Here is a 13,170-nt window from a genome sequence, read left to right on the forward strand (position 1 = left end):
GAAATGGTGAATGTTAGCGATAACATTTTCTATTCACCGGCGCTGTTAGCTTTAAGTGCTATTGTGGTTCAGCAGAGGATTGAAGGAGCCCGACGATGGTTTCACGCGTAATTCCCGTTAACCCGTTCGATCTGGTGCTGTTTGGCGCGACCGGTGATCTGGCGCAGCGAAAAATCCTGCCGGGTTTGTGTCATCGTTTCGAAGTCGGCCAGATGCCAGACGAAGCCCGGATTATCGGGTCTGCCCGATCCGCCATTGATAGCGACGCGTTTCGGGATCAGATACGCGCCTCGATGAAAGAGTTCGCGCCGGAATTCAAAAAAGACGTTCTGGACCGCTTTCTGTCACGCGTGGAATATGTACAGGTTGATGCCTTGGGTGATGCAGGCTGGGACAATCTGGCCAAGTCATTGCGCCCAGACGTTGTGCGAGCGTTTTACCTTTCTGTCGGCCCAAGCTTGTTCTCGGGCATTGCGAAACGGCTGAACGATCACGATCTTGCAACGCCTGACAGTCGTATCGTTGTGGAAAAGCCGTTTGGTCATGATCTGGCCTCGGCCAAGGCGCTGAACGAAGGGCTGCGCGCCTGTTTCGAAGAACATCAGATCTATAGGATCGATCACTATTTGGGCAAAGAGACCGTGCAGAACCTGATGGCCCTGCGCTTTGCCAATTCCCTGTTCGAGCCGTTGTGGAACGCAACACATGTCGACCACGTCCAGATCACAGTGGCTGAAACCGTCGGCGTCGAGGGGCGCGGGGCCTATTACGATCAGTCGGGTGCAATGCGGGATATGATCCAGAACCACTTGGTACAGCTGCTGTGCCTGACAGCGATGGAGCCGCCGTCCAAGTTCTCTCCCAACGCGGTTCGCGATGAAAAGGTCAAAGTGATCGAGGCGCTTGAGCCGGTGATGCCTGCGGATATCGCCCGCGGTCAATACCGCACGGGCGAGGGCGGTGACGGGTATCTGGACCATGTCGGCAACCCTGCAAGCCGGACAGAAAGCTATATTGCGCTAAAGGTTCATTTGGGTAACTGGCGTTGGGCTGGGGTGCCTTTTTATCTGCGCACCGGAAAACGTTTGCGTGCGCGCGAGTCGGAAATCGCCGTCTACTTCAAGGATCCTCCACACACTATCTTCCCCAATGTAGGACCATTGCATGGAAATGTGCTGGTGATCCGTCTGCAACCGGACGAAGGGATCACCCTGCGCACCACCATCAAAGATCCCGGTCCGGGCGGGTTCCGCCTGTCGGATGTGTCGCTGGATATGAGTTTTGCCGAGGCGCTGGGCGCAGATGCGCGGGCTCAGGACGCTTATGAACGGCTGGTGATGGATGTGATCCGCGGTGACCAGACCCTGTTCATGCGTGGCGACGAGGCCGAAGCCGCCTGGGCTTGGGTTGACCCTATTATTCAGGGTTGGGAAAACCGGGGTGACCGGCCATCGAAATATGATCAAGGCAGTTCCGGGCCTGAAGAAGCTCTGATGCTGATGCATCGCGACGGGCGCCGCTGGCGTCAGATCGGAGGTTAGACATGGTTAATTCAGTTATCACCGACGTCACGCAACGGATTATAGCGCGCAGCGCCGATTTGCGTGGCCCGCATCTTGAGCGGATGGAACAGGCCCGGGCCAAAGGCCCGGCGCGGGCGCATCTGTCCTGCAGCGGTCAGGCCCACGCCTATGCCGGCGCAGGCGATGACCAACAATCGATGGCCACTGGTACGGCGGGCAATTTGGGCATTGTTACTGCCTATAACGACATGCTGTCGGCCCATCAGCCGTTCGAGCGCTATCCCGGCCTGATCCGCGATGCGATCCGCGCCGCAGGTGGAACCGCACAGGTGGCAGGTGGCGTACCGGCAATGTGTGACGGCGTCACGCAGGGCGAGGCGGGAATGGAATTGTCGCTGTTCTCGCGTGATGTGATCGCGCTGGCCACAGGGGTGGCGCTGAGCCACAACACTTATGACGCTGCCGTGTTTCTGGGGGTCTGCGACAAGATCGTGCCCGGCCTTGTGATCGGCGCGCAGGCGTTCGGCCATCTGCCTGCTGTATTCCTGCCCGCAGGCCCGATGATCAGCGGTTTGCCAAATGACGAAAAGGCCAAGATCCGCCAGAAATTCGCCGCCGGAGAGATCAACCGCGCCGAACTCATGGCCGCCGAGATGGCCGCCTATCATGGCCCCGGCACCTGCACCTTTTATGGCACCGCCAATACCAACCAGATGCTGATGGAGTTCATGGGCCTGCACCTTCCGGGATCCAGCTTTGTTAATCCAAACACACCGCTGCGCGATGCGCTGACTGAAGAAGGTGCGCGCCGTGCTCTGTCGCTCAGTGCGCTGGGCAACAACTATGCGCCGGTCTGCCAGATACTTGACGAACGTGCCTTTGTGAACGGCATCGTCGGTCTGATGGCCACGGGCGGGTCGACAAACCTGCTGATCCACCTGATCGCGATGGCGCGCGCGGGCGGCATCGTGCTGGATTGGCAGGATTTTTCCGAAATCTCCGCCGTGGTGCCTTTGGTTGCGCGGGTCTACCCCAACGGACTGGCTGATGTGAACCATTTCCACGCCGCGGGCGGGCTGGGCTATTGCATTGGCACGCTGCTCGAAGACGGGTTGCTGCACCCCGACACGCTGACCGTCGCGGGGCAGGGGCTGCACAATTATACCAAAGAACCCAAGCTGAAAGACGGCGATCTGACCTGGGAGGACGGCGCAGGCCACAGCCTGAATGACAAGATATTGCGCCCCGCTAATGACCCGTTCCAACCTACAGGAGGTCTCTCGCGGCTCAGCGGCAATCTGGGTACCGGAGTGATGAAGGTTTCGGCGGTTGCCCCCGAGCATCAGGTGGTCGAGGCCCCGGTACGGGTGTTCCAAACTCAGGATGCGGTCAAGGCGGCGTTCAAAGCCGGAGAGTTCACGGATGACGTCATCGTCGTTGTGCGCTTTCAGGGACCCAAAGCGAATGGCATGCCCGAATTGCATTCATTGACGCCGATGCTGTCGATCCTTCAGGGCCGGGGGCAAAAGGTGGCGCTGGTGACCGATGGCCGTATGTCCGGCGCCTCCGGCAAGGTTCCCGCTGCCATTCATATCTGCCCCGAGGCTCTGGATGGCGGCGCGATCGCCTATTTGCAGGACGGCGACATTCTGCGCGTGGATGCCGTAAACGGCGCGCTCGAAATCCTCACCCCAGGTGTGCTTGACCGCACTCCGGCCACGGCTGACCTTTCTGCCAACCAACATGGTGTCGGGCGCGATCTGTTCGGCGCGTTTCGCAACGCTGTAGGCACCGCGGATACCGGCGCCAGCATCTTCGGAGTGTAAGACCTATGTCCAAGACACAACGCACCCGTGAAATCTGTGCCCTTGCCCCGATTGTCCCGGTTCTTGTAATTGACGACGCCGCCAGCGCACGACCTCTGGCCGAAGCTCTGGTCGCGGGCGGTCTTCCTGCGCTCGAAGTGACCTTGCGCACCCCGGCTGCGCTCGATGCGATCCGGGCGATGGCGCAGGTTCCCGGTGGCGTCGTCGGGGCGGGTACATTGATCACGCCGGATGACGTGCGCGCCGCGAAAGAGGCTGGCGCGCAGTTTGGCGTCTCGCCCGGTGCCACCGACGCCCTGATCGCCGCATGTGAAGCCCAAGACCTGCCCCTGCTGCCCGGCGCCGCAACCGCCACCGAGGCGATGGCCCTGCTGGAAAAAGGCTATGACATGCTGAAATTCTTCCCGGCCGAGGCCTCGGGCGGGGCGCCTGCGCTCAAGGCTATCGGCGCGCCCTTGCCGCAAATCACCTTCTGCCCAACGGGCGGTGTATCGCCTTCAAATGCCCGAGATTACCTGTCTTTGTCCAACGTGATCTGTGCGGGCGGCAGCTGGGTAGCACCCAAACAGATGGTCGCAGAAGGCAACTGGTCCGGGATCGAAACGCTTGCCCGGGATGCCGCCAAGCTGATGGATTGACGCCGAAATTGGCCACGTTAGGGTAGGGCCAATTCAAACAGGTTGATCCCATGACACATCCAATCTCCCTCGCGCGTGGGCGCGAGTATCTGGCCATTCCAGGCCCCTCGGTCATGCCTGACGCTGTGCTGCAGGCGATGCACCGACCGTCACCTAATATCTACGATGGCGAATTGATCGAGATGATGCCCGATCTGATCCGCGATCTGCGTCGCGTTGCCCGCACGGTCCATAACGTGGCCATCTACATTGCCAACGGCCATGGCACGTGGGAGGCGGCACTGTCGAACACCATCGCGCCCGGTGAGACAGTGCTTGCCCCCGCATCGGGGCGGTTTACCCATGGATGGGCCGAAATGGCCGAAGGGATCGGCGCCAAAGTGGATGTGATTGATTTCGGAACCAGCTCGGTCTGGGGTTTCGATCGCATTGCCGAGGTGCTACGCGCTGATTCATCGTATGATATCAAGGCTATACTTGCAGTTCACGTGGATACCTCGAGCTCAATTCGCAACAACCTCCCGGCGCTGCGCGCGTTGCTGGATGATCTGGGTCACCCGGCGCTGGTGATGGCGGACTGCATCGCCTCGCTGGGATGTGAGCAATTCGAGATGGATGCCTGGGGTGTCGACGTGACTGTTACCGCCTGTCAAAAAGGGCTGATGACCCCACCGGGCGTGGGGTTTGTATTCTTCAACGACAAGGCGCAGGCAAAACGGGCCGCAATGCCGCGTGTTTCCCGGTATTGGGACTGGCAGCCACGAGCCAATCCCGAGCTATTCTACCAATACTTCGATGGTACCGCGCCGACCCATCATCTCTATGGGCTGCGGGCCGCGCTCGACCTGATCCACGCGGAAGGGATCGAAAATGTCTGGGCGCGCCATCAACGCCTCGCTCAGGCAATCTGGACCGCCTGCGAAATCTGGGCACAGGGCGGTGCGCTGTCGTTGAATGTAGCTGACCGCGCAGACCGAAGTCATGCGGTCACCGCGCTGTGCCTGAGTGGAGGGCTCGGAACCCCATTGCGGTCCTATACCGAACAATCGCTGGGCCTGACTTTGGGAATAGGCCTCGGGATGGAAGATTGGGACGGCTGTTTTCGCCTGGGCCATATGGGACACATCAATGCACAGATGGTCATGGCGATGCTTGGCGGCGTGGAAACTGCCATGGCCGCCCTTGATATTCCGCGCGGCACGGGTGCGTTAGAAGCCGCCGCCACCGCGCTTGTGACCTGAGACCAGCCCCCGATCTCAGTGCTAATCTGTATCTTCATCTGACTCAAAATACTTTCGGGGGGAATCGCGCAAACGGCGCGATGGGGGCAGACAGCCCCCCCGTCCCGATGGCCATAAGCGAGAGCTTCAGACGTTCAGCGCCCGGGCGTCAGCAAGCGCTTTTGGCAAAGAGGCGGCAAAAGCCCCTAGATTGGAGGCATCGCCGCAGCTCACTCGAATGCACCTGTTCTGAGGCGCGGCAAAGGGCATCCGAACGAAAACCCCCTGCGCCACCAGCGACTCCAGAACAGCCTTGGCAAACACCCCATCCTGACCGCAATCAATGGCCACGAAATTGGTGGCTGAGGGTAAAGGGTGCAGCCCGTTCTCCAACGCTATCGCGTTGATCCTCTCGCGCGCATCTGAGATGCGGGCACGGATTTGTAACAGCCAAACCTCATCCTGCAGCGCAGCCAACGCGCCTACTTGTGCAGCCTTGTTCATACCGAAATGGTTGCGCACCTTGTTGAACGCCGAGATCAGGTCTGACGCCCCAATGGCATAGCCGACACGCGCGCCGGCCATTCCGTATACTTTGGAAAACGTGCGCATCCGGATCACACGCGGGTCATCTGCGGCAACTGGCGCTGCAGTCCCGTCGGGGGCGCATTCCACATATGCCTCGTCCAGAACCAGCAGACAGCCATCGGGCAGCGCATCCAATACAGCCACGATATCAGTGCCCGAATGCCAGCTGCCCATAGGGTTGTCAGGATTGGCCAGATAGACCAGCTTAGCCTCGACCTCAGCGGCCTTGGTAAAGAGTGCTTGAGGGTCTTCGTGGTCGTCGCGATAGGGAACCGTGTGTATCACCCCGCCAAACCCGGCGACGTGATAGTTGAAGGTCGGGTAGGCCCCGTCCGAGGTCACAACCGTATCTCCTTGCCCAACCAGCAAGCGCACCAGATAGCCCAGCAACCCATCAATGCCTTCGCCAACCACGATATTTTCGGGTGAGACGGAGTGGTACTCAGCCAGGGCGTGGCGCAGGTTGTGGTTTTCCGGATCGCCATACATCCAGATATCGCCAGTTGCCCCCCGCATGGCCTCGATAGCGCGTGGCGAAGGGCCAAAGACATTCTCATTCGCACCCAGCCGGGCCACAAATGGTGCACCGCGCTGTCGTTCCTGTGTTTCAGGGCCGACAAAAGGCACAGAAGCAGGAAGAGATTGGGCAAGCGGGGTATAGCGTGGATTGGTCATGCAACCAGATAAACGCAAGGTCATCCGACAGGCAACCTTGCTTTGCCTGCACAGTGCCCACAGTCTGGCACCAACAAAAACAAAGGAGTGTCCATGCGCATCGCGATTGGTTTGGCTTTAGTGGGGCTTGCCTATTTGATATTTTGGCCTGTTGACGTGGACCCAGTGGCCTGGGAGCCGCCCGAAGCTCCGGGCTTTACCGGCGTGTTTGCCGAGAACAACGCTTTGGACAGCCTCGAACTAGTCTCTTTGCCGGATGGCGAGGAAGGCCCGGAAGACATCGCGATCATGCCGGATGGCACGATCTACACGACATCCATGTCCGGCGCGCTTTATCGGATCGACGGCGACAGCCCGGTCAAGATCGACGACCTGGGTGGGCGCCCTTTGGGTCTGCAAGCTGGGCCGGACGGCGCGCTATATATCGCAGATAGCTACCGGGGGCTGATGCGCTGGACCGGGCCTGGCACGCTGGTATCCCTTGTGTCCGAGATTGGCGGGTCTCCGGTGGTCTATGCCAATCAGTTGGACGTGGCTCCGGACGGTACGGTCTATTTCTCGAACTCGTCTGATCGGTTTGATCCCGAAACCATGGGCGGCACCAAAGCCACCTCGGTCCTGACCATCTGGGAGCAGTCGGATACGGGATACGTGGCCCGCTATTCCCCTGATGGCACAACAAAAAAGGTGGCCGAGGGCTTTGTCTATACCAATGGTGTAGCGCTTTCCCCGCAGACGGATTTTCTGCTGATCGCCGAAACTGGCCGTGCGCGGGTGCACAAGCTCTGGCTAACTGGGCCGAGTGCTGGGCGGCGCGAGGTGTTGATGGAAAACCTGCCGGGATACCCCGATAACCTCACGGCGCTGGGCGACGGCACTTATTGGATGGCCTTCGCCAGCCCGCGGGTGCCGAGTGAAGCTTTGATGCCCTATCCCTTTTTGCGCAAGGTGATCTGGCGGCTGGGTCCTTTGGTGCGACCGGCGCCGATTCATCGCGGCATGATCGTCCAATTCGACGGGGATGGCACAATCCTGCAAACCTTGCAGGACCCCGGCGGGCGGCTGGGCATCACCACGGCGGGTCAGGTCGTTGGTGACCTGTTCTATGTCATGACGCTGGATTCGCCGTGGTATGGCCGGATGCCCGTCGCTGATTTGCCCTGACGTCGTGGTGGCACTGTCCTCGTCTTGCTGGCATGGTTGACGCAACACTGATTTCCGGAGGGACCAATGTCTCGCGTTTCCATCGAATACAAAGACCATATCGCCCATGTCACGCTAACCCGTGGCGACAAGATGAACGCGCTGGACGAAGCCATGATCAAGGCGATCCTGTCTGCCGGGCAAGAGGTGGCGGTTTCCGACGCCCGCGCCGTGGTGCTGTCGGGTGAGGGTAAAAGCTTCTGCGCCGGTCTCGACATGGCCAGTTTCGCCAGCATGGCCCACAAGGACCCAACCGAATGGCTGATGAACCGCAGCTATGACGACGCCAACGAAATGCAGGAGCTTGCCTTGATCTGGCGCCGTGTCCCCGTTCCAGTCATCTGTGCCATTCAGGGTGTGGCCTATGGTGGTGGTCTGCAAATCGCACTGGGCGCGGATATCCGCATTGCCCACCCCGAGGCGAAATTGGCGGTGATGGAGATGAAATGGGGTATCATTCCCGACATGGGCGGCATGGTTCTGCTGCCCGAGCTTGTGCGCTCGGACGTGCTGCGCTTGCTGACGTATACTGCGCGCCCAATAGGCGCGCCGCAGGCGGCTGATTGGGGGCTGGTCACGAAACTCTCGGACGATCCTCTGACCGAGGCGCTGGCTCTGGCTGAAGACATCGCAGGCCAAAGCCCTTCAGCCATCCGTGCCGCCAAGCGCCTGATCGACGCGGCCGAAACCCGTTCGCGAGCCGACGTTCTGCTGGCCGAATCTGCCGAACAGGTGGAGCTGATCGGCAAACCCGATCAGATGGAGGTTGTCATGGCGCAGATGCAGGGCCGTAAGCCCAAGTTCAAGTAGTCACCACATGAATCCCGATGCGCATCGCGGACCTGCACGTCAGGCAGTGGGGTGTAGGCTTTGCGCATCTGATCCAGCGTTACTTGAAATGAATTCTCTGGGTTGGACCTAGGTCTGCGCTTTCTTGATCCGGCGTACCACCAGAGTTCCCAATGATCCAAATTTTGGCCGGTTTTACTTTGGCTGTGGCCTCAAGGCAAAGCGGCTATCGCAGCCAGTTAGTCACCAGATAGGCAATGCCACCAGCCAGCAAACCCCAGACCGCGGCCCCCAGCCCGAAGACTGTGATACCGGACGCAGTGATAGCAAAAGTCAGGATCGCCGCCTCACGCTCGGCCACAACCTCCAGCGCAGCGTGGATCGCATTTGCCAGCACACCGATCAGTGCGACCCCGGCCAGCGTCCCCATCAGCAACGGATCGGCATGGGTGGCAAATCCGGTGATGGCCACGGCAAAAACACCAAACAGGCAATAGAATACGCCACCCATGATGGCCGACCAATAGCGCAGCGCAGGATCGGGATGACTGTCCTGATTTGAGCACATCGCGGCGGTGATGGCGGCAAGGCAGGTGGCGGGGGCTCCGAACGGGGCGGACAACAGGCTGGCCCCTCCGACGGCCGAGAACAGTTTGCCCGGCACGGGCGTAAAGCCAAAGCTGCGCATCACCGCGATGCCGGGGATGTTCTGTGTCGCCATGGTGACGATGAACAGCGGCATTCCGATCCCTATGGCCGAGGCCAGCGAGAATGTAGGCATGGCCCAGATCGGTGCCGCAATCAGACGCTCGGGCATGATCGTTGTATCTCCGGCGTTCAGGATGACTATAATGGCTGCTGCGATCACTGCCGCGGGAACCGCAAACAGCCGGTTGAACCGCCCCGCGATGAACCATGTCAGGATTACGGGTAGCGCCTGCCACGGAATCTCGACGGCCGCCTTGAACGGGAGGATACATAGAGGCATCAGAACCCCGGCAAGCATTGCCTGCGCTAACGTGGTCGGGATTGCAGCTGCCAACCTTCCCAGCGGATTCCACAACCCAGCCACAACCGTCAAAGCGCCAGCGCACAGGAACGCACCGATAGCTCCTGAGAATCCCTCGACAGGTGTGGCGGATACAGCCAACAGCGCGACACCCGGCGTGGACCAGGCGACACTGATCGGCAACTTGTAGCGCAAGCTCAGCACGATGGCGGCCAGCCCCATGGCGATGGCGGCGGTCATCAGGCCCGATGCGGCCTCCTCCGGTGACGCACCCATCGCATCCAGCCCCTGCAATACAATGGGGAATGAGCTGAAAAAGCCGACGATGGCCACAACCAATCCGGTTGAGATGGTCTGCATTGGTGGAAATGCGCGTGTCATCCTGCCCTCAGCGTTATCAACCCGCACTTGCTAGCAATCGTAAGCGGAGGTGAACAGGGCGAAATCCGGGCCGGGGAACGAAAACCCCGCCAGCGCGGGCGTGGCGGGGTCTGGTATCTTGAACGGCTTGGAGCAGACGAAGATCAGGCGATTTCGGCCAGACGTGCCAGCGCCTCGTTCAGTTTTACCTCTTCCTCTTCACGGGCGGTGAGGTTGGCTTTGGCTTCGGCGACAACCTCTTCCGGGGCCGAGGCCACAAATTTCGGATTGTTCAGACGACCGCGCAAACCACCCAATTCCTTGGCAAGTTTGCCCTTGGCCTTCTCTAGTCGTTCCTTTTCGGCGCCGATATCGATGATATCTGCCAGCGGCAAGCCGAACGTCGCACCCGGCGCGGCAATCGAGATCGTCCCCTTGGGAAATGCATCCACTTTGGTCAGGCTGTCGATCCGCGCCAGCCGCTTGATCAGCGCCTCGTTACGGTCCCATGCAGCTTGGCCATGCGCGTCAATCTCTGTCACCAGCATCGGCACATACAGCCCCGCTGGTACCCGCATCTGCGAACGCGCCGAGCGTGTGTTCTCGATCACCGAAATCACCCAGTTCATTTCGCGGTCCGCCTCTGGGTCGACCAGTTCGGTGCCGTAAGTCGGCCAGTCGGCGTGCACGACCATCTTGGCGCGCGTGCCTGTCAGGCCCCACAGTTCCTCGGTAACGAAGGGCATGATTGGGTGCAGCAAGACCATGCACTGGTCCAGAACCCAGCGCATGGTAGCGCGGGTCTCGGCCTGTGCTTCGGCATCGTCACCCTGTAGCAGCGGTTTGGAGAGTTCAACGTACCAGTCGCAGACCTTACCCCATACAAAGGCGTAAAGCCCGTTGGCCGCATCGTTGAAACGATAGCTTTCCAGTGCGGCGTCGACCTCGGCCCGTACGCGGGCAGTTTCGCCTATGATCCAACGGTTTACGGCGGCCTTGGGTTTCAGATCGGCGACGTCTAGTTGCGGTACGGCGTCGGTGAAGACCTCGTTCATCTCGGCAAAGCGAACAGCGTTCCAAAGTTTTGTACCAAAGTTGCGATAGCCGGTGATGCGTTCGCGAGACAGTTTCAACACGCCGCCAATCGCCGCCATCGAGGCATTGGTAAAGCGCAGCGCGTCGGCGCCGAATTCGTCCACGATCTCCAGCGGGTCGATGACATTGCCGGTGGTCTTGGACATCTTCTTGCCCTTCTCGTCGCGGACGAGCTGGTGCAGGTAGACGGTGTGGAACGGGATCTGATCGACCACCGCCAGTTGCATCATCATCATCCGGGCGACCCAGAAGAACAGGATGTCAAAGCCGGTGATCAGAACGTCCGTGGGGAAGTAGCGTTCCAGCTCCTCGGTCTGCTCGGGCCAGCCCAGCGTGCCGATGGGCCAGAGGCCGGAGGAGAACCAGGTGTCGAGAACGTCGGGGTCACGCCAAACCGGATAAACCAGCTTCGTCGGGTCTTGTTCAACTGCATACTGAGCAAGACTTTCGGCGAATTGATGGATCGCTTCTTGCTTATCGGCAACTTCGATTACAGTTGCGTGGCTTAGCGGGCTGGGAATGTTTGCATTATCGTCCAGGAATTTTTCAGTCACTGCCTCCAGACTCGACGCGCATTCCATGACATTGCCACGGTGCAACATACCGCCTTCGTTCAGCAAACGACCCAATTCGACCAGATCAAGGTTGCCGTCGTTCTCGTCATCTTTGAAGTTTTCGGCCGACAGGTCGAGGCCATACCAAACCGGAATCTGATGCCCCCACCACAACTGGCGCGAGATACACCAGGGCTCGATGTTTTCCAGCCAGTGGTAATAGGTCTTCTCGCCCGACTCGGGGATGATCTTGACCGTGCCGTCCTTGACCGCGTCCAGCGCGGGGCCGACGACTTTTTCGGCATCCACGAACCACTGGTCGGTGAACATCGGTTCGATCACGACCTTCGAGCGGTCGCCAAAGGGTTGCATGATCGGTTTGCTCTCGACCAGCGGGACGAGTGCAGCCGGGTCGTCGTCCTCACCCAGCTTTGTGCCCAGAACCGGGTTGTCGGCACGGGTCATGACGGCCAGACCGTCGTTGGTGATCTCTTCGACCACCTTGGCGCGCGCCTCGAACCGGTCAAGCCCGCGCAGGTGATCGGGGATCAGGTTGATTGCGTCGATCTCATTCTCGGTGAACTCCTTGCCGCGCGCGTATTCCTGCGCCTTGCCGGCCTCTTCGGCATAGGGCGCGCCATCGGCTCGCAATGCGCCACGCGTGTCCATCAGACGGTACATCGGAATACCGCCACGCTTGGCGACCATGTTGTCGTTGAAATCATGCGCGCCGGTGATCTTCACCGCGCCCGAGCCGAAATCGGGATCGGGATAGTCATCAGTAATGATCGGAATCTGCCGACGATGCTCTTTCGGTCCAACAGGAATTTCACATAGTTTTCCTATGATTGGCGCGTAGCGCTCATCTGACGGATGAACCGCAACCGCGCCGTCGCCCAGCATTGTTTCGGGCCGTGTCGTGGCGATTGAGATATAGTCGCGCTGTTCCTCAAGCACGATATTCCCGTCCTCATCCTTTTCGACATACGTATAGGTCTCACCACCCGCCAGCGGGTACTTGAAGTGCCACATATGGCCCGCGACCTCGATATTCTCGACCTCAAGATCCGAGATTGCGGTCTCAAAATGCGGGTCCCAGTTGACCAGACGCTTGCCGCGATAGATCAGGCCCTTTTCGTACATTTCTACGAAGACCTTGATGACGGCATCGTGGAAATTTGCAGAATTCTCATGCCCTGTGCGCGGGTCACCCGGTGCACCTGCCATGGTAAACGCGTTGCGGGACCAATCGCAGCTGGCGCCAAGACGCTTGAGCTGTTCAATGATCGTGCCGCCGTATTCACCCTTCCATTCCCAGACTTTCTCAAGGAACTTCTCGCGCCCGAGTTCACGCCGCCCTTCGTTGCCCTGCGCCGCCAACATCTTTTCAACCTGCATTTGCGTGGCGATGCCCGCGTGGTCCTGACCGGGTTGCCAAAGCGTGTCGAAGCCGCGCATCCGGTGCCAGCGGGTCAGGATATCCTGCAGCGTGTTATTGAACGCGTGTCCCACATGCAGCGCCCCCGTCACGTTGGGTGGCGGGATCACGATGGTAAAGCTTTCATCGCGCGATCTGTTCGCGCCCGCCTTGAAGGCTCCGGCCTGTTCCCAGGCCTCGTAAATGCGGGCCTCGGCCTCGGCCGCGTTGAATGTCTTTTCCATCGCCATTGGATGCGTCCTGCGTCAACAA

9 protein-coding genes are annotated in these 13,170 nt (G+C 59.8%); 6 read left to right on the plus strand and 3 right to left on the minus strand.

The features are described 5' to 3' along the window. The first annotated feature begins 95 nt into the window (after positions 1-95). The 4 genes from zwf to AC2FJV_RS13635 are packed head-to-tail and all read left to right on the plus strand — an operon-like array spanning position 96 to position 5,228. Positions 96-1,541: a glucose-6-phosphate dehydrogenase gene (zwf, locus tag AC2FJV_RS13620; RefSeq protein WP_142638040.1), complete on the plus strand. Its 1,446-nt coding sequence runs from the start codon at positions 96-98 to the stop codon at positions 1,539-1,541. A 2-nt stretch (positions 1,542-1,543) separates the two neighbouring features. After that, on the plus strand, positions 1,544-3,349 hold the full coding sequence (gene edd, locus AC2FJV_RS13625; protein ID WP_496713934.1) for a phosphogluconate dehydratase: 1,806 nt from the start codon (positions 1,544-1,546) through the stop codon (positions 3,347-3,349). Positions 3,350-3,354: 5 nt separating this feature from the next. Beyond that, the gene (locus AC2FJV_RS13630) at positions 3,355-3,987 is read left to right on the plus strand and encodes a bifunctional 4-hydroxy-2-oxoglutarate aldolase/2-dehydro-3-deoxy-phosphogluconate aldolase (RefSeq protein ID WP_142638043.1); all 633 of its coding nucleotides are present in this window, start codon (positions 3,355-3,357) and stop codon (positions 3,985-3,987) included. 50 nt (positions 3,988-4,037) lie between these two features. Next, positions 4,038-5,228 carry a pyridoxal-phosphate-dependent aminotransferase family protein gene (locus AC2FJV_RS13635; RefSeq protein WP_496690159.1) on the plus strand — a complete coding sequence of 397 codons (1,191 nt, stop codon included), beginning with the start codon at positions 4,038-4,040 and terminating at the stop codon, positions 5,226-5,228. Positions 5,229-5,354: 126 nt separating this feature from the next. On the opposite strand, the gene AC2FJV_RS13640 is transcribed toward AC2FJV_RS13635, so the two are convergent. Beyond that, the gene (locus tag AC2FJV_RS13640) at positions 5,355-6,470 is read right to left on the minus strand and encodes a pyridoxal phosphate-dependent aminotransferase (protein WP_496713935.1); all 1,116 of its coding nucleotides are present in this window, start codon (positions 6,468-6,470) and stop codon (positions 5,355-5,357) included. A gap of 93 nt (positions 6,471-6,563) precedes the next feature. Here AC2FJV_RS13640 and AC2FJV_RS13645 point away from each other — a divergent pair, with 93 nt between their 5' ends. Then, positions 6,564-7,634 (plus strand): SMP-30/gluconolactonase/LRE family protein, encoded by a 1,071-nt coding sequence (locus tag AC2FJV_RS13645; protein WP_496713936.1) that lies wholly within the window; start codon positions 6,564-6,566, stop codon positions 7,632-7,634. A gap of 66 nt (positions 7,635-7,700) precedes the next feature. Next, entirely contained in the window at positions 7,701-8,483 is a 783-nt protein-coding gene (locus AC2FJV_RS13650; protein WP_496713937.1) for a crotonase/enoyl-CoA hydratase family protein, read from the plus strand. 205 nt (positions 8,484-8,688) lie between these two features. On the opposite strand, the gene AC2FJV_RS13655 is transcribed toward AC2FJV_RS13650, so the two are convergent. Continuing rightward, positions 8,689-9,852 (minus strand): benzoate/H(+) symporter BenE family transporter, encoded by a 1,164-nt coding sequence (locus AC2FJV_RS13655; RefSeq protein ID WP_496713938.1) that lies wholly within the window; start codon positions 9,850-9,852, stop codon positions 8,689-8,691. 143 nt (positions 9,853-9,995) lie between these two features. After that, entirely contained in the window at positions 9,996-13,148 is a 3,153-nt protein-coding gene (locus tag AC2FJV_RS13660) for a valine--tRNA ligase (RefSeq protein ID WP_496713939.1), read from the minus strand. Positions 13,149-13,170 lie beyond the last annotated feature (22 nt).

It is taken from the genome of Ruegeria sp. CDSA241 (assembly GCF_059611265.1).